19 protein-coding genes are annotated in these 21,361 nt (G+C 73.6%); 5 read left to right on the plus strand and 14 right to left on the minus strand.

What is annotated here, in order from left to right; translation table 11 throughout:
* Nucleotides 1–190 precede the first annotated feature (190 nt).
* Nucleotides 191–2,101, plus strand: a complete 1,911-nt coding sequence (locus AB8735_RS11165) for an anthranilate synthase family protein (protein WP_372406957.1) — start codon at nt 191–193, stop codon at nt 2,099–2,101.
* Between the two features lie 229 nt (nt 2,102–2,330).
* Here AB8735_RS11165 and AB8735_RS11170 read toward each other — a convergent pair whose 3' ends face one another.
* Genes AB8735_RS11170 through AB8735_RS11185 form a run of 4 tightly spaced genes read right to left on the minus strand, consistent with a single transcriptional unit; the run spans nt 2,331 to nt 6,119 of the window.
* Nucleotides 2,331–3,365 (minus strand): 6-phosphofructokinase, encoded by a 1,035-nt coding sequence (locus AB8735_RS11170; protein WP_344024475.1) that lies wholly within the window; start codon nt 3,363–3,365, stop codon nt 2,331–2,333.
* A 54-nt stretch (nt 3,366–3,419) separates the two neighbouring features.
* Entirely contained in the window at nt 3,420–4,064 is a 645-nt protein-coding gene (locus AB8735_RS11175) for a response regulator transcription factor (RefSeq protein ID WP_344024527.1), read from the minus strand.
* Nucleotides 4,065–4,078: 14 nt separating this feature from the next.
* On the minus strand, nt 4,079–5,293 hold the full coding sequence (macS, locus tag AB8735_RS11180; RefSeq protein WP_372406959.1) for a MacS family sensor histidine kinase: 1,215 nt from the start codon (nt 5,291–5,293) through the stop codon (nt 4,079–4,081).
* Between the two features lie 37 nt (nt 5,294–5,330).
* Nucleotides 5,331–6,119, minus strand: a complete 789-nt coding sequence (locus AB8735_RS11185; protein ID WP_372411822.1) for a lysophospholipid acyltransferase family protein — start codon at nt 6,117–6,119, stop codon at nt 5,331–5,333.
* Nucleotides 6,120–6,296: 177 nt separating this feature from the next.
* Between AB8735_RS11185 and AB8735_RS11190 the strand changes: the two genes are divergently transcribed.
* Both AB8735_RS11190 and AB8735_RS11195 read left to right on the plus strand, forming a co-directional pair.
* Nucleotides 6,297–7,064 (plus strand): alpha/beta fold hydrolase, encoded by a 768-nt coding sequence (locus AB8735_RS11190; RefSeq protein WP_344024477.1) that lies wholly within the window; start codon nt 6,297–6,299, stop codon nt 7,062–7,064.
* Complete coding sequence (locus AB8735_RS11195) at nt 7,057–7,599, plus strand: hypothetical protein (protein WP_344024479.1); 543 nt, start codon at nt 7,057–7,059, stop codon at nt 7,597–7,599. The genes AB8735_RS11190 and AB8735_RS11195 overlap by 8 nt, the downstream gene beginning before the upstream one ends.
* A 200-nt stretch (nt 7,600–7,799) precedes the next feature.
* Here the strand turns inward: AB8735_RS11195 and AB8735_RS11200 are convergent, their stop codons facing one another.
* The 6 genes from AB8735_RS11200 to AB8735_RS11225 form a co-directional block, all read right to left on the minus strand.
* Nucleotides 7,800–8,564, minus strand: coding sequence for an endonuclease/exonuclease/phosphatase family protein (locus AB8735_RS11200; protein WP_372406960.1), 765 nt, complete (start codon nt 8,562–8,564; stop codon nt 7,800–7,802).
* A gap of 19 nt (nt 8,565–8,583) precedes the next feature.
* Nucleotides 8,584–9,525, minus strand: coding sequence for an ROK family glucokinase (locus AB8735_RS11205; protein ID WP_344024483.1), 942 nt, complete (start codon nt 9,523–9,525; stop codon nt 8,584–8,586).
* 74 nt (nt 9,526–9,599) lie between these two features.
* Nucleotides 9,600–10,094 carry a DUF5304 domain-containing protein gene (locus tag AB8735_RS11210; RefSeq protein ID WP_372406962.1) on the minus strand — a complete coding sequence of 165 codons (495 nt, stop codon included), beginning with the start codon at nt 10,092–10,094 and terminating at the stop codon, nt 9,600–9,602.
* 67 nt (nt 10,095–10,161) lie between these two features.
* Nucleotides 10,162–11,388 (minus strand): ArsA family ATPase, encoded by a 1,227-nt coding sequence (locus tag AB8735_RS11215; protein WP_372406964.1) that lies wholly within the window; start codon nt 11,386–11,388, stop codon nt 10,162–10,164.
* Between the two features lie 31 nt (nt 11,389–11,419).
* Complete coding sequence (locus tag AB8735_RS11220) at nt 11,420–11,869, minus strand: SRPBCC family protein (protein WP_344024489.1); 450 nt, start codon at nt 11,867–11,869, stop codon at nt 11,420–11,422.
* A 141-nt stretch (nt 11,870–12,010) separates the two neighbouring features.
* Entirely contained in the window at nt 12,011–12,772 is a 762-nt protein-coding gene (locus tag AB8735_RS11225) for a metallophosphoesterase (RefSeq protein WP_344024491.1), read from the minus strand.
* Between the two features lie 301 nt (nt 12,773–13,073).
* Between AB8735_RS11225 and AB8735_RS11230 the strand changes: the two genes are divergently transcribed.
* A complete protein-coding gene (locus AB8735_RS11230) occupies nt 13,074–14,870 on the plus strand; it encodes a long-chain fatty acid--CoA ligase (protein ID WP_372406966.1) in 1,797 nt (598 codons plus the stop codon).
* 178 nt (nt 14,871–15,048) lie between these two features.
* On the opposite strand, the gene AB8735_RS11235 is transcribed toward AB8735_RS11230, so the two are convergent.
* Entirely contained in the window at nt 15,049–16,191 is a 1,143-nt protein-coding gene (locus AB8735_RS11235; protein ID WP_344024495.1) for a glycosyltransferase family 4 protein, read from the minus strand.
* 155 nt (nt 16,192–16,346) lie between these two features.
* On the opposite strand from AB8735_RS11235, the gene AB8735_RS11240 reads away from it, so the two are divergent.
* Complete coding sequence (locus tag AB8735_RS11240; protein WP_344024497.1) at nt 16,347–17,597, plus strand: glycosyltransferase 87 family protein; 1,251 nt, start codon at nt 16,347–16,349, stop codon at nt 17,595–17,597.
* A gap of 10 nt (nt 17,598–17,607) precedes the next feature.
* Here AB8735_RS11240 and AB8735_RS11245 read toward each other — a convergent pair whose 3' ends face one another.
* The 3 genes from AB8735_RS11245 to AB8735_RS11255 form a co-directional block, all read right to left on the minus strand.
* Nucleotides 17,608–18,834, minus strand: a complete 1,227-nt coding sequence (locus tag AB8735_RS11245) for a hypothetical protein (RefSeq protein WP_372406967.1) — start codon at nt 18,832–18,834, stop codon at nt 17,608–17,610.
* Between the two features lie 49 nt (nt 18,835–18,883).
* On the minus strand, nt 18,884–19,981 hold the full coding sequence (locus AB8735_RS11250) for an NlpC/P60 family protein (RefSeq protein WP_344024501.1): 1,098 nt from the start codon (nt 19,979–19,981) through the stop codon (nt 18,884–18,886).
* 244 nt (nt 19,982–20,225) lie between these two features.
* Complete coding sequence (locus tag AB8735_RS11255) at nt 20,226–21,332, minus strand: NlpC/P60 family protein (protein WP_372411823.1); 1,107 nt, start codon at nt 21,330–21,332, stop codon at nt 20,226–20,228.
* Between the last annotated feature and the right edge of the window lie 29 nt (nt 21,333–21,361).

Genomic DNA, 21,361 nt, shown 5'->3' on the forward strand with positions numbered 1-21,361 from the left:
AGCTGAGACACCGGCGCCGCCGTCCGGTACAGTGCGCGGCATGTACGTGCTCTCCAACCGCACCTGGTGGTGGACCGCTTCCGCGGCGGCCCACTGATCGCGTACATCCCGATCAACCGCGAAGGCCGCCCGAGGGGCGGCCTTCGGCGTATCTGCCCGGGCCGTTCCTCCCCCACCGGAAGGAACCCCCGTGCCCGACACCGCCGCCCTCCTCGCGCGGCTGGCCGCTCCCGGCCACCCGCCGTTCGCCCTGCTCCACCGCCGCGCCCCCGGCCGGCCCGACGACGTCGTCGAGCTGCTCACCGGCCCGGTGACCGAGGCCGCCGCCCTCGCGGACATCCCCCTCCCCGAGGGCCCGCCCGCGCCCGGCGGGCCGGTGCCCGACGCACTGGCCCTCGTCCCCTTCCGGCAGCTGCGCGAGCGCGGCTTCGACGTCCGCGACGACGGGACGCCGCTGCTCGTCCTGCACCCCGAGGAGGCGTACGACCTCCCGCTCGCCGAGGTCCTCGGCGCGCTCCCCGCGCACGACGTCCGGGTCGAGGGCGGGGCCTTCGCCACCGGCGACGAGGAGTACGCCCGGGTCGTCGAACGGGTCCTGCGGGACGAGATCGGCACCGGGGAGGGCGCCAACTTCGTGATCCGCCGCACCTTCGAGGGCGAGGTGCACGGGTTCGGGCCGGCGGACGCGCTCGCCCTCTTCCGCCGGCTGCTGGCCGGCGAGCGCGGCGCCTACTGGACGTACGTCGTGCACACCGGCGACCGGACCCTGGTGGGCGCCAGCCCCGAGGTCCACGTACGGATGTCCGGCGGCTCGGTGGTGATGAACCCCATCAGCGGCACCTACCGCTACCCGGACGGCGGGCCCACGCCCGAGGACCTGCTGGACTTCCTCCACGACCGCAAGGAGGTCGAGGAGCTGTCCATGGTCGTGGACGAGGAGCTCAAGATGATGTGCACGGTCGGCGACCGGGGCGGCGTCGTCGTCGGGCCGCGGCTGCGCGAGATGGCCCACCTCGCGCACACCGAGTACGAGCTGCGCGGGCGCTCCTCGCTGGACGTGCGCGAGGTGCTGAGGGAGACGATGTTCGCGGCCACGGTCACCGGGTCGCCCCTGGAGAACGCCTGCCGGGTCATCGGGCGGCACGAGCCGGACGGGCGCGGCTACTACGCGGGGGCGCTCGCGCTGATCGGGCGGGACGCGGGCGGGGCCCGGACGCTCGACTCGCCGATCCTCATCCGCACCGCGGACATCGACCGGCGCGGACGGCTGCGGGTCTCGGTCGGCGCCACCCTGGTGCGCGGCTCCGACCCGCACGGCGAGGTCGCGGAGACGCATGCGAAGGCGGCGGGCGTGCTGACGGCGCTCGGCGTCCGGCCCCCGGCCGGGCGCATCGCCGCCGTGCCGGCGGCGCGGCTGGCCGACGACCCCCGGGTGCGGGCCGCCCTCGACGCGCGGCGGGCGGACCTGGCGCCGTTCTGGCTGCGGATGCAGGAGGTCCCCGCCGCGGGGGCCGGGCACGCGCTGGTGATCGACGCGGAGGACACCTTCACCGCGATGCTCGCGCACCTGCTGCGCGCCTCCGGCCTGACGGTGACCGTCCGCCGCTACGACGAGCCCGGGCTGCGGGAGTCGGCGCTCGCGCACGAGGGCCCGGTCGTCCTCGGCCCCGGCCCGGGGAACCCGTCCGACGCCGCCGACCCCAGGATGCGGCTGCTGCGCGCCCTGACCGCCGGCCTGCTGGCCGGGCACCGGCACGGGGTGCTGGGCGTGTGCCTGGGGCACGAACTGATCGCGGCGGAGCTGGGGCTGGAGATCGTACGGAAGGCGGTGCCGTTCCAGGGGGCGCAGGAGCGGATCGACTTCTTCGGCCGGGCCGAGACGGTGGGGTTCTACAACACGTTCACGGCGCGGTGCGATGCGGCTGCGGCCGGGGAGCTGGCGATGCACGGGATCGAGGTGAGCCGTGATCCCGGGAGCGGGGATGTGCATGCGTTGCGCGGGGCGACGTTCGCGGGTGTGCAGTTCCATCCGGAGTCGGTGTTGACGGTGAACGGGGTGCGGATCGTGGGCGAGTTGCTGTCCGCGGTGGCGGTGGGATAGCCCCTGGCCCGCCCTTTCACCGTTTCCCGGGGAGACCCCGGACCCCATTCGCCCTTCGGGCGAAGTCCTCAAACTCCCCGGAGGGGGCAACCCCCGGACGGGCTGATATTCAGCCCGTCCGGCGCTTGAGGACGAACGCGGCGCAGCCGCGTTGCCCCGCGGGAGCGCAATGGGGGTACCCCCTCTGGGGGAGGTGAAAGGGCGGGGCGGGGAACAAACAGCCCGGCGCTCAGCCGAAGAACACCTTCACCTCCTCATACCGCTCCAGCGGCACCGTCTTCAGCCGGGCCGTCGCCTCCGCCAGAGGCACCCGCACCACATCCGTCCCCCGCAACGCGACCATCACCCCGTAATCCCCGTCCCGCACCGCATCGATCGCGTGCAGACCGAACCGCGTCGCCAGCCACCGGTCGAACGCACTCGGCGTCCCGCCCCGCTGCACATGCCCCAGCACCGTCGTCCGCGCCTCCTTCCCCGTCCTGCGCTCGATCTCCTTCGCGAGCCACTCCCCGACCCCGGAGAGGCGGACGTGGCCGAAGGAGTCGAGGGCCGCGGCGGCGTCCTTGAGCACCAGGTCCCCGTCCTGCGGCATCGCCCCCTCCGCCACCACCACGATCGGCGCGTAGCTGGCGCGGAAGCGGGACGTGACCCAGCCGCACACCTCGTCGAGGTCGAAGCGCTGCTCGGGAATGAGGATGACGTTGGCGCCCCCGGCCAGTCCGGAGTGGAGGGCGATCCAGCCCGCATGGCGGCCCATGACCTCGACGACCAGCACCCGCATGTGCGACTCGGCCGTGGTGTGCAGCCGGTCGATCGCCTCGGTCGCGATGCCGACGGCGGTGTCGAAGCCGAAGGTGTAGTCCGTGGCCGAGAGGTCGTTGTCGATGGTCTTGGGGACGCCGACGCAGGGGATGCCGTACTGCTCCCAGAGCCGGGCGGCGACGCCGAGCGTGTCCTCGCCGCCGATGGCGATCAGCGCGTCCACCTCGCTCCTGCCGAGGTTCTCCCGGATCCTGCGGACCCCGTCCCGCTCCTTGAAGGGGTTGGTCCGCGAGGATCCGAGCATGGTGCCGCCCCGGGGCAGGATGCCCCGGACCGCCGGGATGCCGAGCGGGACGGCGGCGCCGGTGAGCAGCCCGCGCCAGCCGTCCTTGAAGCCGGTGAACTCGTAGTGGTACTGCTGCACGCCCTTGCGGACGGCGGCGCGGATGACCGCGTTGAGCCCGGGGCAGTCACCGCCGCCGGTCAGCACTCCGACCCGCATGACAGACACCTTCCCTCCCTCGCGACGGCCGCCCGGCGGCCCCGCGGTGCGGGCTCAGGCGTCGTCGAGACCTCGCTCTATCGCGTAGCGGACGAGCTCCACCCGGTTGTGCAGCTGGAGCTTGCCCAAGGTGTTCTGCACATGGTTCTGCACCGTCCGGTGGGAAATAACCAGGCGTTCGGCGATCTGCTTGTACGAGAGTCCCTTGGCGACGAGGCGCAGCACCTCGGTCTCGCGGTCGGTGAGCCGCGGGGCGTCGGGGGTGTCGGGGGCCGGTGGCGCGGGCTCGGCGGCGAGGCGGCGGTACTCGCCGAGGACGAGTCCGGCCAGGCCGGGGGTGAAGACGGGGTCGCCGGCCGCAGTGCTGCGGACGGCGGCCAGCAGCTCCTCCGTACTGGCCGACTTGACCAGGTAGCCGGTCGCGCCGGACTTCACCGCCTCCAGGACGTCGGCGTGCTCGCCGCTGGCGGAGAGGACGAGGACGCGCAGGGCGGGATCGGCGGCGACGAGTTCCCGGCAGACCTCGACGCCGGGCAGCCCGGGCAGGTTGAGGTCCAGGACCAGGACGTCGGGGGCGGCGGCCCGGGCGCGGCGGACGGCCTGCGGCCCGTCGCCGGCCGTGGCCACCACCTCGTACCCGGCGGCGGCCAGGTCGCGGGCGACGGCGTCGCGCCACATCGGGTGGTCGTCGACCACCATCACCTTGAGTCCGGTCACTTGGTCCCCCGTGGTACTCGCAGTTCGACTTCCGTGCCCTGTCCCGGCACGGACACCAGCTCGGCGCGGCCGCCCAGGTCCCGCAGCCGGCCGCGGATGGAGAGGGCGACGCCCATCCGGCCCTCGCGCTCGGCGTCCGCGAGGCGGCCCTCGGGGATGCCGGGGCCGTCGTCCCGCACCGTGACGATCACCTCGTCCGGTTCGTCCTCCAGCAGGATCCAGGCCTTGGCGTCCTCGCCCGCGTGCTGCGCCACGTTGTCGAGGGCGGCGCCGACGGCGGCGGCCAGCTCCGCGGCGGCCGCGGCCTCCAGCAGCACGGGCGTGCCGGGCGCGGCGAACGAGACGGCCGCCCCGGCGTACGGGCCGAGGAGCGCCCGCAGGTCGCAGGGGCCCCGGGGCGCGGCGGGCGCGGGGACGGGGACCGGGACCGGGCCGGCGTCCGGCAGGGGTTCCGCCGGGCCCCGCCGGGGCAGCAGGCCGCCCGCGACCAGGGTGCGCAGCGCGATCTCCTGCTCCCCGGCCATCCGGCCCAGTTCGGCGGCCTCGCCGCCGAGCGCGGTGCCCCGGCGCTGGACCATGGCCAGCACCTGGAGGACGCTGTCGTGGATGTCGCGGGCCAGCCGCTCCCGCTCCCGGGTGGCCGCCTCGATCCGCAGGGCCTGGGCGAGGGTGCGCTCGCTGACCCGGGCGACCTCGACGATGTAGCCGATGGCGATGCTGGCGACCCAGACGAGCAGGACGTCGTGGAGGGTGTCCCGGGGCAGGCCCTCGCGCTCGACGGCGTTGGCCAGGGCCACCAGGGTGGCGGCGAGGGCGGCCCACCGCCAGCCGCCCTTGATCGCGCAGCCGAGGACGGCGCCGGCCGTCCAGATGGACGGGAGGGTGGCCGCCCCGTCCTCGATGCGGAAGCCGGAGTCCAGCACACCGGTGAGGAGGATGCCGCTCAGCGCGATGGTGAGATCGACGACGAGGAAGCGGCGGGTACAGCGTTCGGCGGAGGTGACGCGGTTCCAGGTGAGCAGCGTCCACAGGGTGAGTACGCCCATGTAGAGCGCGGCGCCGAGCGGATGGTCGTAGTCGCGGTAGTTGGGGATGAACAGGGCGAGCGCGTAGCAGAGCGTCACGAGCCGGTAGCCGGTCAGCGCGCGCCACAGCGGCAGCTCCACCGACATCCGTACGCGACGCGGGCGCCCGGTGCGCTCGGCCGTCATCCCCCCACCTCTCACACTCCCCGCCCGGGGAGCGCGCCTACTCCTCGCCCTTGCCGCTCTTGTCGCCCTTGTTCCAGAAGTGCTTCTTCTCGGGCTCCAGGCCGGCGGCCTTGGCGGCCTTCTCGGCCTCCCGCTCCTCCTCGGCCTGCTTCTTGGCCGCCTCGGCGATCTGCCGCTTGGCGGCCGTGGCGTAGATGTCCACGTACTCCTGGCCGGAGAGCTTCATGATCTCGTACATGACCTCGTCGGTCACCGAGCGCAGGATGAAGCGGTCGCCGTCCATGCCGTGGTAGCGGCTGAAGTCCAGCGGCTTGCCGATGCGGATGCCGGGCCGGATCATCTTCGGCACGACCTTCCCCGGCGGCTGGACCTTCTCCGTGTCGATCATCGCCACGGGGAGCACGGGGGCACCGGTGGCCAGCGCCACCCGGGCCAGACCGCCCGGCTTGCCGCGGTAGAGGCGGCCGTCCGGGGAGCGGGTGCCCTCCGGGTAGATGCCGAAGAGCTCACCGCGCTCCAGCACCTCGATGCCGCTCTTGATCGCCGCCTCGCCGGCGCCGCGGGCTCCCGAGCGGTCCACCGGGAGCTGGCCCACGCCCTTGAAGAACGCTGCCGTCAGCTTTCCCTTGACACCCGGAGAGGTGAAGTATTCCTGCTTCGCGATGAAGGTGATCTTGCGATCGAGCACCGCGGGAAGGAAGAAGGAGTCCGAGAACGAGAGGTGGTTGCTCGCCAGGATCGCGGGCCCCTCGGCGGGCACGTTCTCCAGGCCCTCCACCCACGGCCGGAAGGCAAGCTTCAGCGACCCGCCGATGGACAGCTTCATAGCGCCGTAGAACAACCGAGAACCTCCTGTGTGTGACGAGGAGACCTTAACCTGCCTACCCGCCGTGCGGCGCTCCGCGTAGGCTGAGGCACAGACCCTGTCCTTCCGCGGCCGCCGCACGTCGTGCCCGTCGTTGCCCGTCGTGCCCGCGGTCCCGCTCCACGATCGGAGATCCCGGTGCCGCTCCTCCCCGGCGCCGAGCCGTTCCGCCACGAAGGCGGAGAGGTCGGCGTCCTCGTCTGCCACGGCTTCACCGGTTCCCCGCAGTCCGTACGGCCCTGGGCCGACGATCTCGCCGCCCGCGGGTTCACGGTGTCGCTGCCCCTGCTGCCCGGCCACGGCACCCGCTGGCAGGACATGCAGATCACCGGCTGGCAGGACTGGTACGCCGAGGTGGACCGCGAACTGTGGGGACTGCGGGAGCGCTGCGACCGGGTCTTCGTCTGCGGGCTCTCCATGGGCGGGGCGCTGGCCCTGCGGCTCGCGGCCCGGCACGGGGACGCTGTCTCGGGCGTCGCCGTCGTCAACCCGGCCAACAAGGTGCACGGGCTGGCCGCCAAGGCGCTGCCGGTGCTCCGGCACCTCATTCCCACGACCGCCGGGATCGCCAGCGACATCGCCAAGCCCGGGGCGGAGGAGGCCGGTTACGACCGGGTGCCGCTGCACGCGGCGCACTCCTTCCGGCGCTTCCTCCAGCTCGTGGACCGCGAACTGCCCCAGGTGACCCAGCCGTTGCTGCTGATGCACAGCCCCGAGGACCATGTGGTGCCGCCCGCCGACTCCGCGCGCATCCTGGCCCGGGTCTCCTCCCGGGACGTCACCGAGCGGCTGCTGGAGCGCAGTTACCACGTGGCCACGCTCGACCACGACGCCCCGGCGATCTTCGAGGACACCTACGCGTTCATCTCCCGGCTCGCCGCGCAGCGGACGGCTCCCCGTGGCTGAGCGCGACGCCGACCACGACCGCGACCCCCTCGACGAGGACGCCGCTTGGGCGGAGCTGGTCGCCGCGTACGGGGAGCAGCCCGACCCCGAGAAGGGGCGCTGGCCGGCGACCGGCAGCGAGGAGGAGCCCCCTCCGGCCGCCGCCCCCGCGGTGGAGACCCCCACGGCGGAGGCCCCCAAACCGCCCGACCGCCCCGGCAGTTTCATCGTCTACGCGCCCGGGGTCGGCCCCCGCGACTGGTCCGCCGCGCCGCCGTCCCCGGACGCGGAGGACGACGATGACGAGGGCCACTTCGTCCCTCCGGAGCCGCCGCCGCTCCCGACCGGTGACGTCACGTCGCGCTTCGCCTGGCTGGCGGTGCTGGGCGGCCCCTTGCTGCTGCTGGTGATGGTCCTGCTCCAGCAGGAACTGACCTGGTGGATCACGACGCTGGGCATCGGCGGCTTCCTCGGCGGCTTCGCGACGCTGGTCCTGCGGATGCGGGACGGGGACGACGGGGACGAGGACGATCCGGGGCGCGGGGCGGTGGTGTGAGGGGTTTTGCCCCCGGCCCGCCCTTTCACCGTTTCTTCCGGGGAGACCCCGGACCCCATTCGCCCTTCGGGCGAAGTCCTCAAGCGCCGGACGGGCTGATATTCAGCCCGTCCGGCGTTTGAGGACGAACGCGGCGCAGCCGCGTTGCCCCGCGCGGGAGCGCAAGAAACGGTGAAAGGGCGGGCCGGGGGCAAAACCCCTCACCCACCCACCGGCACCCGCAGCGCCGCCAGCACGGGAAGGTGGTCCGTGGCCGCCCTCAAGTCGGTCTCGGACACCCCGGGCAACCCCATCGGCACCCCGCACCCCAGCACTTCCACCCCCCGCGTCGCAAAGACCGCATCGATCCGCTGCAACGGATCCCCCAGCCGCGTCGTATGCTCCCGCCCCCACGGCTTCACGGCCCAGCCGTCCTGCAACGCACCCGCCAGCAGCCCGAACGTCCGCCCGTCCGGCCGGTCGTTGAGGTCCCCGGCGACGACGCCGTGCGATACGCCGAGCGAAGCCAGCGCGTCCAGCACCAACCGTCCCTGGGCGTACCGCTCCTCGTCGCGGATGCTCAGATGGCAGCTGACGACACCCAGACGCACGGCCGGGCCGAAGCGGAGGACGGCCGTCGCCAGCCCGCGCTGGTGCAGTCCCGGCGTCCGGGGCAGCAACAGGGCCTCGGCACGCTCCACATGGGGGCGCAGCGTGGAGAGGATCATCGGGCCGGACGCCGTCGCCCCGCCCGTCACATACACCAGCCCGGCCGCCCGCGCGAGGCGCGCCACCGCCTTGCGCCAGCGGAAGAAGCGGGGGGCCTCCTGCACACAGACGACGTCGGGGGCGCAGGCCCGGATGACCCGGGCCAGCGCCCCCACATCGTCCCGCAGGGAACGGACGTTGTAACTCAGCACCCGCACGACGGCGGTGCCGTCGGCCTCGCTCCCCGAGGCCGGCAGATCAGGCAGCACGTCACCCATGCCACCATCATGATCCGGTTCAGCCCTGGCGCGCCAGGTCGGCCGCGCCGACGAGCCCCGCCTTGCCGCCGAGCTGCGCGGCGAGCACCTGCGCGTGCGGGCGCCACTGCCCGCCGACCAGCCAGCGGCGGAAGGACTTGCGGATCGGGTCGAGGACGAGGTCGCCCTCGTCGGAGAGCCCGCCGCCGACGATGAACGCCGACGGGTCGAACAGCGAGGCGAGGTCGGCGAGTCCGGAGCCGACCCAGCGGGCCAGCTCGCGGAAGGAGTCGATCGCCACCGGGTCGCCCTGCCTGGCGGCCTCGCTGATGTGCTTGCCCTCGATGCCCTCGGGGGTGCCGTCGCCCAGGCCCAGGAGGATCTCGGCGTTGCCCGGAGTGGCCTGGGCGCGCTGCTTGGCGTAGCGGACCAGGGCGCGGCCGGAGGCGTACTGCTCCCAGCAGCCCTGGCTGCCGCAGCCGCACAGCAGGCCGTCCGGCACGGTGCGGATGTGCCCGAACTCGGCGGCCACACCGAAGCGGCCGCGGCGCAGCTTGTTGCCGATGATGATGCCGCCGCCCAGGCCGGTGCCCAGGGTGATGCAGATGACGTCGTCGTGGCCCTGGCCGGCGCCGAAGCGGTACTCGCCCCAGGCGGCGGCGTTGGCGTCGTTCTCGACGACGACGGGCAGGCCGACGCGCTGCTCGACCTTGTCCTTGAGCGCCTCGTGGCGCCAGTTGATGTTCGGGGCGAAGAGGACCGTGGCCCGCTTGTCGTCCACGTAACCGGCGGCGCCGATGCCGACCGCCTCGACGTCGTGGTCGGCGCTGACGGTCCGCACCGCGTCGGCGATGGCGTCGATGACCCCTTCGGGCGTGTTCGGGGTCGGCACCTTGCACGTCGCGAGGATCGAACCCTCTTCGTCGACCACGCCGGCCGCGATCTTCGTGCCGCCGATGTCCACGCCGATGGTGAGTCCCATGTATCCCTCAGTTTTTCGCTCGAACCCCGCCGCGACCAACCGTACCGGAGGTGAGGGAGCTCCCCGGCCGGGCCTCAGTCGAGGTCGATGCGCTCGGTGCCGCCCGGGGCGTCCCCGCCGTCGCCGTCGTCCCGCCCGTCCCGGCCGCCGGACCCGCCCCGGACGTCCTCCGCGGCGCGGCGGGTCCACCGCTCCTCCTGTCCGCGCACCGCCGCGCGGTAGGCCGCGAGCAGTTCGGAGCCGGCGGAGGCGAGGTGGTCGAAGACCTCGGGGTTGCGCTCGACGACCGGCTCGACGACGGCCTTCGCGGCGTCGACGATCTGCTGCACGGCGCCCTGCGCCGCGGACACGGCCGGCGGCAGCTGGAGGCCGGACACCTTGTCGGTGACGGCGTCGATCAGCTTGCGCAGCTCCTCCGCGGCCGTGCCGGGGGCCGTGCTCCCGTCGCCCCGCCCGTACTGCTCGCGCCTGCGCTCGCGTTCCGCGGCGAGGTCCTCGGCGCAGGCCGCCTGCCATGCGTCGGGCTCGGATTCCCCGTGCGGGGCGGGGCGCTCGGTGGCATCGTTCACGGCGGACTCCAGAAGCGGGGCTTTCCCTGGGCTTTCCTCCGACGTTACCCGAACGAGGCAACGCCGTTCAGGGCGTCCGGGGCCACAGCCGGGGGTCGGGCACGAAGCGTACGCACAGCGCTCCGTCCCGCAGTCCGGCGCCGGCGACGGTGCAGCGGCGCAGCGCGGACGGCAGCGGCAGGACGCGCCGGAACGGTCCGACGGCGACGATGAGTTCGTCACCGCGACGCACCAGGCCGAGCCCGTCGCGCTCGGCCCCGGGCAGCGGCAGCCGCCAGACCAGCAGATTGTCGGTGGCGAGATGGTCCTCGACGGTGCGGGCGGGCCGCGGCGGGGCGTCGCCGGGCTTGCCGAGTCCGCCCCGCTCCGCGAGGTCGGCGAGGTCGGCGGTGCCGCGCGGGGCCCGGCCGAGGTGCGGCAGGCCGAGGACGGCGATGCCGTCGGCCGCGTACTCCTCGCGGAGCGCCTCGTGCGCGGCGCCCTGCTCGGCGGCGAGGCCGGCGAGCCAGGGGTCGGTGCCCCCGGGGAGCAGCCGGTTGGATATGAGGGCGTCGATGCGGACGTCCTGGAGGGCGAGTCCCGCGCGCACCGGCCGCAGCGCGTCCCCGGCCCAGGGGCCGGGCTCGGTGACCAGCCGGACGGTGGTGGAGTCCGCGTCGATCACGTCCTGGACGGCGGCCAGTTCGTCGTCCCAGCGCGCGGCGAGTTCGTAGAGCCGCTGGGCGGGCATGGGCACCCCGGCCAGCTGGGCGAGGACCGGGCGCAGGGCGCGGGCGGCCTGCCGCTCCGGGGGCAGCAGCCGGCGCAGGTAGCGGCGCAGCTGCTCGGGGAGGGCGAGCAGCCGGACGGTGTCGTGGGACGGGGGCATGTCGACGACGAGCAGGTCCCAGGAGGCGTCCTCGCGGTGCGCGGCGCGCAGGGCGGCGAGCAGCGCGAGGGGTTCGGCGCCGGGGAGCTCGGTGAGCTCCTCGGGGTCGAGGGGGGCGGCGCCCAGCAGGTCGAAGAGGGCGGCGCCGCGGTCCTGGAGGTCGCCCGCGAGGGCGGTGAAGTGCTCGTCGGCGGCGACCCGGGCGGCCCACAGCCCGGGGGCCGCCTCGACGGGCGTCCCCCACGGCCGGCGGGCGTCCGCGCCGGTGCGCGGCAGCGGGACGCCGAGCACGGCCTCCGGTACGGGGCCGCGCTCCCCGGTCAGCAGCAGGACGCGGTGTCCGGCGCGGGCCGCCGCGAGGGCGGTGGCCGCCGCGGCGGTGGTGCGGCCCGCGCCGCCGGGACCGGTGACGAGGACCGTGCGCAAGGAGGGCCTTTCCGGCAGGGTTGAACGGGGGTCAGGAGGCGACGAGGGTCTCGACGCGCTCCTTGAGCCCGGCGAGGGCGCGGTCGATGATGACCTTCTCCGCCTTGCGCTTGATCATCCCCAGCATCGGGATCTTCACATCGACGGTGAGGGAGTAGGTGACCTCGGTCCGGCGGCCGCCGTCCAGCGGGGCGAGGCTGTAGGAGCCGTCGAGCTGGCGCAGCATCTGCGACTTGACCAGCGACCAGGAGACCGTGAGCTCGTCGGGCCAGCTGTAGCCCAGCGTGTGGTCGTCCTTGATGGCGCCCGCGTCCAGCACCAGGCGGACCTTGGCCGCGCGGCCCTGCTCGTCCTTCTCCAGCACCTCGGCCTGCTTGACCTCCCCCGTCCACTCCGGATAGCGGTCGAAGTCGGCGATCACCGCCATGACCTCGGCGGGGGTCGCCTCGATCGTGATGCTCGAGCTGGTGTGTTCCGCCATCGCTGGGGCTCCTCCGTGCCGGCCGCCGCCTGTGTCGTGACTCGCCTGGGTCGTGCTGTCTGCTGCTGGGTCGTGCTGTCCGCTGCGTTCGCGCTGCGGTGTTCGCGCTGTCTGCCGGTGAAGGCTACCTCTCGCGGCGCGTCACCACTCCAGCGCCCATGGCGTACCGGTGGAGGCGAAGTGCCCGACGTTGACGCATTCGGTCACGCCGATGCGCATCCTTCGCGCCAGTGGCTGGTGGACGTGGCCGAAGAGCGCGTACTTGGGGCGGGTGGCCAGGATGGTCTCCAGCAGGGCCGAACTGCCGCGCTCGAAGCGGCGGGCGACCGTGTCGTAGCAGAGTTCCGGCACGTCGGGCGGGATGTGGGAGCACAGGACGTCCACCTCGCCGAGGGCGGCGAGCCGGGCGGCGTAGACCTCGTCGTCGATCTCGTAGGGGGTGCGCATGGGCGTCCGCAGGCCACCTCCGACAAAGCCGAAGATCCACCCCCCGATCTCGGCCCGCTCGCCATCGAGGACCGTCGTGCCCGGACGGGCGTACTCGGGCCACAGCGGGGGCACGTCGACATTGCCGTAGGTGGCGTAGGTCGGGGTGGGGAAGGCGGCGAAGAGTTCGGCGTACTGCTTGCGGACGGCCTTCTCGATCTCGGCGTCCTTGTCGAGGCCCGCCCACAGGGCGCGGGTCATCTCCCGGGCCTCGTCGAAGCGGCGGGCGGTGCGCAGCTCGACGAGGCGGCCGGCCGCCTCCGCCCCGAACAGCTCGGGGAAGATGCCGCGCGAGTGGTCGGCGTAGTCGAGGAAGAGGACGAGGTCCCCCAGACAGACCAGGGCGTCCGCGCCGTCCCCGGCCCGGGCCAGGTCCCGGACATTGCCGTGTACGTCGCTGATCACGTTGACCCGCATGCCTCTCATGGTTCAGCACCCTAGGCCGCCCGGTATGACCTTCGGAAGGGCTGCGACCTGCGGTTACTTCCCGGTCACCCGGAGGAGGGGCTAGGGTGCCGAGAGCGGTTCCGCGGCATGTGACGCACAGAACATCTGGGCGTGACCCTCTATTCGAAAGCTGTACTGGTGGGTAACGTCCGGGCCGTTCTCCTTCACCCTGCCTGAAACACCCTTCACCTGCCTGAAATACATGGACCGCAGCCGACGCAGCGCCCCTCGACGACGCGGCGGCGCCGGCGCCCGACGAGGAGCAGCAGTCTTGCGCGAGTTCAGCCTTCCGGCCCTCTATGAGGTCCCCGCGGACGGAAACCTGACGGATCTCATCCGCCGGAACGCTTCGCTCCACCCAGAGGTCGTCGTCATAGGACGCAAGACCGCGGGCGGCTGGCAGGACGTCACGGCGGTGGAGTTCCTCGCCGAGGTCCGCGCCGCGGCCAAGGGCCTGATGGCCTCGGGCGTCAAGCCCGGCGACCGGATCGGCCTGCTGTCGCGCACCCGCTACGAGTGGGCCCTGCTGGACTTCGCCATCTGGACCGCCGGCGCGGTCACCGTGCCGGTCTACGAGACCAGCTCCCCCGAGCAGATCGAGTGGATCCTCGGCGACTCCGGCGCCGTGGCCTGCCTGGTGGAGACCGGGGCGCACGAGGAGTCGGTGGCGTCGGTGCGGGAGCACCTGCCGGAGCTGAAGCATGTCTGGCAGATCGAGGACGGCGCGCTGGACTCCCTCCGTACCGCCGGCGAGGCCGTCACCGACGAGGAGGCCGACGAGCGCAGCTCGCTGGCCGACGCGGACTCGCCCGCGACGATCGTCTACACCTCCGGCACCACCGGCCGCCCCAAGGGCTGTGTGCTCACCCACCGCAGCTTCTTCGCCGAGTGCGGCAACGCGGTCGAGCGCCTCAAACCCCTGTTCAACACCGGCGATTCCTCCGTCCTCCTCTTCCTGCCCGCGGCCCATGTCTTCGGGCGGCTGGTGGAGATCGCCGCGCTCCTGGCCCCCATCCGGCTGGGCATGGTCAGCGACATCCGCAACCTCACCGACGACCTGGCCGGCTTCCGCCCGACGCTGATCCTGGGCGTGCCGCGGGTCTTCGAGAAGGTCTACAACGGGGCGCGGGCCAAGGCCCAGGCGGACGGCAAGGGCAAGATCTTCGACAAGGCCGCGGACACGGCCATCGCCTACAGCCGGGCGCTGGACACGGAATCGGGCCCCTCCTTCGGCCTGAAGCTCAAGCACAAGGTCTTCGACCGGCTCGTCTACGGCAAGCTGCGCGCCGTCCTCGGCGGGCGCGCCACCCACGCCATCTCCGGCGGCGCGCCGCTGGGCGAGCGGCTGGGCCACTTCTACCGGGGCATCGGCTTCACCGTCCTGGAGGGCTACGGCCTCACCGAGTCCTGCGCCGCGACCGCCTTCAACCCCTGGGACCGGCCCAAGATCGGCACCGTCGGCCAGCCGCTGCCCGGCTCCGTGATCCGGATCGCGGACGACGGCGAGGTGCTGCTGCACGGCGAGCACCTGTTCACCGGCTACTGGAACAACGAGAAGGCCACCGCCGAGGCGCTCGCCGACGGCTGGTTCCACACGGGCGACCTGGGCACCCTCGACGAGGACGGCTTCCTGCGGATCACCGGCCGGAAGAAGGAGATCCTCGTGACCGCGGGCGGCAAGAACGTCGCCCCCGCGGTCATCGAGGACCGCATCCGCGCCCACGCGATCGTCGCCGAGTGCATGGTCGTCGGCGACGGCCGCCCCTTCGTGGGCGCGCTCGTCACCCTCGACGAGGACTTCCTGCCGCGCTGGCTGGAGTCCCACGGCAAGCGGGCCGGCCTGACGGCCGCGGACCTGGTGGACGACGCGGATCTGCTGGCGGAGGTCCAGAAGGCGGTGGACGACGGGAACGCGGCCGTCTCCAAGGCGGAGTCGGTGCGGAAGTTCCGGGTCCTGGCGGCGCAGTTCACGGAGGAGTCCGGGCATGTGACGCCGTCGCTGAAGCTCAAGCGGAATGTTGTCGCGAAGGACTTCGCGCAGGAGATCGAGGCGATCTATCACGGGTGAGGGTTTGTTGCCCCGGTCCCGCCCTTTCACCGTTTCTTTGCGCTCCGCGCGGGTGTCCTCAAGCGCCGGACGGGCTGATTCAGCCCGTCCGGCGCTTGAGGACTAATGCGGCGCAGCCGCGTTGCCCCGCGCGGAGCGCGCGAGAAACGGTGAAAGGGCGGGCCAGGGGCAACTCCCCCTACAGCAACCCCTCCAACCGCCCCGCCAGCAGATCCCACCGCCACCGCTCCTCCACCCACTCCCGCCCCCGCGCCCCCATGCGCGCCCGCAGCCCGGGGTCGAGGAGCAGCTCGACGAGACGATCGGCGCAGGCGGACGCCGAACCGCCGCGCACGACAAACCCCGTCCCCCCCTCCAGCACCGCATCCGGCGCCCCGCCGGAATCCCCCGCCACCACCGGCAACCCCGTCGCCGACGCCTCCAGATAGACGATCCCCAGCCCCTCCACGTCCAGCCCGCCCCGCCGCGTCCGGCACGGCATCGCGAAGACGTCGCCCGCACCGTAGTGAGCGGGCAGTTCCTCCCACTCCACGGGACCGGTGAAGCGCACGGCGTCCGCGACGCCCGTCTCCGCCGCCAGCCGTCGCAGATCGGCCGCGTACGGCCCGCCCCCGACGATCAGCAGCACCGCGTCCGGCACCCGCGCCAGCACCGCCGGCATGGCCCGGATCAGCGTGTCCTGTCCCTTGCGCGGGACGAGCCGGGAGACGCAGACGACCACCGGCCGGTCCGTCAGTCCCAGCCGGGCCCGCACCGCGTCCCCTCCCGACCCGGGGTGGAAGGTCTTCTCGTCGACGCCGGGCGGCAGTTGGACCATGCGCGACGCCGCGTCACCCGTGAGGGCGGTCGCGATGCGGGACCGCGTGTACTCCCCCAGATAGGTGATGACATCGGTCCCTTCCCCGATGCGGCGCAGCAACTGCCGCGCCCCCGGCAGCTGCGCCCAGCCCGCCTCGTGGCCGTGCGTCGTGGCGACGATCCGCCGTGCCCCGGCCGCCCGGAGCGCCGGGGCCATCAGCCCCAGCGGGGCCGCGGCCCCGAACCAGACGGAGGAGCAGCCGTGTTCGCGCAGCAGCCCCACCGCCCGCCGGGTCACCCGCGGCGTGGGCAGCAGCATCGTGGTGCGGTCGCGCACGACGCGGAACGGCTGCTCGGCGTCGAAGCGGGCGGTGGCCGCCCGGCCCTCCGGACTCCGCTTCCAGGTGGAGGCGTAGACGACGACCCGCTCCGGGTCCAGGCGCAGCGCCATGTTGTGCAGGAAGGCCTGGATGCCGCCCGGGCGGGGCGGGAAGTCATTGGTGACGATCAGGGTCTTGTGCATCGCCGCCGACAGTACCCTCCGCCTGCGGACGGCGATCGGGCGGCAACCGCGCCCGTCCCCGCCACGTCACCGCGTACCGGCCCGGCTGCCAGGCATCATGCCTTCCAGTGACGGTGCACGTACGGCGAGCAGCCCCCGACCGGACGAGGTGGACGATGCGGAATCCGATCGCACGGAATCCGATCACACAGAACCCGATCACGGCGTGGGCCGTCACCCGCGCCTTCCTCCTGCTGTGCGTCTTCCGCGTGCTGCCCATGCCGGGCTCCGACGTCTCCGTCGACATCAAGGTGATCTACCAGGGCTGGTACGGCGTCCTGAGCACCGGTGTCTTCCCCTACGACGACGTGACCTGGCAGTACCCGCCCGCCGCCGCCCTCGCCGTGCTCGCCCCCGGCCTGCTGCCCTTCCTGAACTACGCGGCCGCGTTCTTCCTGGTGTGCTTCGCGGCGGACGCCGCGGTCCTCGCGCTGCTGCTGTACGCGGTCCGGGACGGGCGGCGCAGCCGGCGCGGGGTGTGGGTGTGGGTGGCCGGGGTGCCGCTGCTCGGGCCGATCGTCTACGCCCGTTACGACGTGATGGTGACGGCCGTCGCGGTCGCCGCGCTGCTGGCCCTGGGCAGCCGCCCGCGCGCGGCCGGGGCGCTCGCCGGTCTCGGCACGCTGCTGAAGGTCTGGCCCATGCTGCTGCTCATCGGGGTGGAGCGCGGCCCGCGCACCCGGTCCGCGTGGAGCTCGGCCCTGGTCACAACGGTGGTGGTGGCGATGCTGTTCGCCGCGGCGATGCCCGGGGCGCTGGCCTTCCTGACCTTCCAGCGCGACCGGGGCACGGAGGTGGAGTCCCTGGGGTCGCTGGTCTTCCACCTCGGCCGGCACTTCGGCTGGCACGGGCGGGCGCGGCTGCACTACGGCTCGGTGGAGTTCCTCGGCCGCCATGTGCACGCGGTCAGCGCGGTGGCGCTGGGGCTGAGCCTGCTGGCCTTCGGCTGGCTGCTGCTGTGGCGGCTGAAGGCGCGGACGTTCACGCCGTGCACACCGTCCGACGCGGCGTTCACGGCGGTGCTGCTGTTCACCACGACGAGCCGGGTGATCAGCCCGCAGTACGTGGTGTGGCTGATCGGGCTGGCGGCCGTGTGCGCGACGGCCCGGGCGTCCCGGCAGGCGGGCCTGCCGGTGGCGCTGGTGCTCCTGGTGGCGCCCCTGACGCAGCTGGAGTTCCCGATCTGGTTCTCGCACGTGGTCGCCAGCGACACGCTGGGGGTGGTAACGCTGACGCTGCGCAATGCGCTGCTGGTGGCGGCGACGGTGGTGGCGTGCCGGCGGCTCTGGCGGGCGACGGTCCCGGCCGGTACGGCCCGTCCGGCGCTCGATGACGGCGCGCGCAGCGTGCTGCTGCGGAAACGGTGAGCGGAAGCGGCTACCCCCGCAGCACCTCCCCCACGTACGCCCGCCACCGCTCCGTGAAGTCCCCCACGCCCACCCCGAGCACATCCTTCACCCCCTGCTCCACGCCCGTCTTCCCCACCGCCCGGTAGAAGGCGACCAGCTTCCCCTCCCCCCACTGCTCCGCCACCATCCGGCACGCCAGCCAGCCCCCCTCGTACGCCTGGGCCAGCCGCCCCGGCTCCCCCGTGAAGCCGAAGTCCGCGTCCGTGGGCAGCGCCCGGGGCGCCCCCGAGGAGGCGACGGACCGGGCGAGCTCCGGGGCGATCTGACGCGGCGTACGCCCGACGCCCCGGTACGCGACCCAGTCCGCGAACCCCTCCGAGAGCCACATCGGCGTGGCCGACGACGTGCTGTCCCGCGTCGCGACGTGCGTGGCCTCGTGCGTGAGCACGGTCCGCCGGCCGAAGTCCCCGAGCGCCCCGTACGCCTCGGGGTTGACGACGATCCGTGCGGGCGTCCCGGAGCCGTCCCCGGTGGTGACGGCCGCGATGCCCCGGTAGTCGGAGGCCGGCGCCCCGAGCAGGGCGCCCATCCGCTCCAGCGAGGCGGGCAGTTCCACCACGACCCGGCCGAAGGAGCCGTCCTTCCAGGCCGAGTCCACCACCGGCACCGCCGCGTCCGTGAGCGCGGCCACGGACCGCAGCAGCTCCGTCTGCTGGCCCGCCCCCAGGACGAGGCCGTGGGCGCCCCGCACCACCGTGACCCGGCCCTGCTCCCACAGCTGCCGGTCGCCCGACGCGGTGTCGTCGCCGGCCACGTACCACTCCCCGGCACGCCGCACCGCGGTCAGCCGCACGGGCACGGCGACCGCGGCCGCGTCGTACCCGGCGAGGCGGTAGCGGAGTTCGGCCTCGACGGCCACCCGGTGGCCGGACCCGGCGGCGGGGGCGAAGCCGTCGAGGCGCGCCACCCGGTAGTCCCAGGAGGCGAACGGGACGTCGGCGAGGTTCTCGTAGACCTGCCGCCGCCGGTCGCGGTAGGCGGTCGCCTCCGGGTCCACGGCGCCGAGGTAGGCCCGCTCGTCGTGCCCGCGGAGCGCCGTGGCCCAGCGGTCCAGCAGCCGTTGCACGGCGACTGTCTCGACCCGGCCGCCGTCGGGGGCGACGGTCCGGCAGCCGGCCAGCGCCTGGGACACGATCAGCAGGGCGGCCAGGCAGCACACCGCCCGGCGCCCGTTCCCCCGCATGCGGCCGTCCATGGCCCGCATCGTACGAGCCGGCCGGCCGGCCCCCGGTGATCAGGGCCGGTCAGGGCCGGGTGATGGAGGAGATCGGCATCATGTTGGCGGGGTCGTAGCGCACCCGCGCCCCGGGGTACGGGGCGTGCACGACCTGCCCGTTGCCCACGTACATGCCGACGTGGCTGGCGTCGTCCCGGTAGATGACCAGGTCCCCGGGCCGGGCCTCGGAGAGCGACACATGCCGGCCCGCGTTGCGCTGCTGCTGCGAGGTGCGCGGCAGGCCCACCCCGGCCCGCCCGTAGGCCCACTGCATCAGACCGGAGCAGTCGAAGGAGGACGGGCCGGTCGCCCCCCAGGCGTAGGGCGTGCCGACCGCCGAGCGGGCGGCCAGCGCGGCGGCCGCGCCGCGCGAGGACGAGGCCCCGGTGGCCTCCACGGCACGGGCGGCGGCGCCCGGGAGCGAGCCGGTGAGCCGGGAGAGCGGCGGCAGGGAGCCGGACCGCTCCGCCCCGCCGCCGGAGCGCGAGGCGCGGGCGTACTCCTCGCGCGCGTCGTCCGGCAGGGAGTTGAGCAGCCGGCGCGCCGCGGCGAGCTTGCCCTCGACCTCGCGCTTGTGCCGCTCGACGGCCCGGCGGCTCGCCTCCAGCTCGGCGAGGGTGCGGCCGGCCTCCAGCCGCTCCTGGTTCAGGGCCCGCTGGGCGGCCAGCAGGGCGTGCAGCTGCCCGGCCTGACGGCCCGTGACGCGGTCGAGGACGGAGGCCCGGTCGAGGTAGCGCTCGGGGTCGGAGGAGAGGAGCAGCCGCAGGGCCGGGTCCACCGCGCCGGCCCGGTACTGGGCGGAGGCGACCATACCGAGGGCGGTGCGCATCACATTGACCCTCTCCTGGCCGCGCGCCACCCGGTCGGCGGCCTGTTCCACCTTGCGCCGCAGGGCACCGGCCCGTTCGTCGGCGGCGTTGAACCTCTCGGTGGCCCGCTCGGCCTGCTCGTAGAGCCGGTCGATCTGCTCCTTGACCGTCCCGGTGGCGTCACCGACGGGCCCGGGACGGGCGCCGGCGGGCGCTGCCGAGAGGGCGGCCGCCGCGGTGGCCACGGCGGCGGACAGGACGGTGACCCGGACGGTCCGGTTGCGACCGGGGTGCGCGGGCCGGCGATGGGACGCCACGTGCTGCCGTACTCCCTTCACTGCGCGGGCCCCTGCCGTCCAGGCGAGTAACGAGTAAAGGGGAGGGCACCGCGCGGCAGACAGTAGCGGCGCGTTCACCCCCGGTTCAAAGACCTCGCGCGGGCGCCGGGTCCAGGTACGCCGGACGCCCCGCCCAAGACGCAGGTCATGGGCGGGGCGTCAAGTCGACCCGGGGACGCTCCGATTCGCCCGAACGGGCGGATGGGAGCGGACGGTGTGGTCGTCAGCCGATGCGCACGCCGAACTGGAACGGCATGTTGCTCATGGCCTCGTAGCGGACCACGGTGCCGGTGCGCGGGGCGTGCAGGACCTGGCCGTTGCCGGCGTAGAGGCCCACGTGGTGCTGGTCGCCGTAGAAGATCACCAGGTCGCCGGGCTGGAGCTGGCTCTGGTCGTAGATGCGGGTGCCGTCGTTGGCCTGGTCCTGCGAGGTGCGGTCCAGGGTCACGCCCGCCTGTGCGTACGCCCAGGAGGTCAGGCCGGAGCAGTCGAAGGAGCTCGGGCCGGTCGCGCCCCACACATACGGCGAACCGATCTTGGACGCGGCCGCGTTGAGCGCGGCGCCGGCGCGGCCGGAGGCCGGGACGTGCTTGCCGGTGGAGGGCGAGGAACTGTCGTCCCCGCTCTTGGAGTTGCCGTCCTGCGAAGAGCTGTCCTTGGACTGCTCCTTGGCCTTGGACGCGGACTTGGCGGCCTCGGCCTTCTCCTGCGCCTCCAGCTCCGCGCGCTCCTTCTCGGTGAGCTGGTTGAGGACGTCGCGGGCCTCGGCCAGCTTGCCCTGCACCGCGGACTTCTGCTCGGCGAGCGCCTTACGGGTGGACTCCAGGTCGGCGAGCTTGCCGGCGGCCTCCTCGCGCTGCTGCTTGAGGGCGCGCTGCTTGACGGATATCTGCTTGAGGGTCTCCGCCTGCTTGGCGCTGACCTGGTTGAGGGTGGACGCCTTCTCCAGGTAGCTCGCCGGGTCGGAGGAGAGCAGCAGTTGGAGCGAGGGGTCCACGGAGCCGGAGCGGTACTGGGCGGTGGCCACCGAACCGAGGCCGTCGCGCAGCTTGTTGAGGTCCTCCTGGCCGCGGGCGACGCGGTCCTGGAGCTCGCCGACCTCCTTCTCCAGCTTCGACTGCTTCTGCTTGGCCCCGTTGAACTTCTCGGTGGCCTGCTCGGCCTCCTCGTAGAACTTGTCGACCTTCTCCTTGGCCTCGCTCTTGGTCGGCTTGGCGCCGGGGTCGGCGTGGGCCGCCTGGGCGGAGAGGGCGACGGCAGCGGCGGCGGTCGCGGTGAGGACGGTCACCCGAGTACGGCCCGGCTGCTTGGGACGACGGTGGGACGCCACGAAGTCGAGCTCCATTCTTCCTCGGCCGC

This window comes from Streptomyces luteireticuli, from assembly GCF_041519305.1.
In the GTDB taxonomy this organism is placed as follows: Bacteria; Actinomycetota; Actinomycetes; order Streptomycetales; family Streptomycetaceae; genus Streptomyces; species Streptomyces luteireticuli.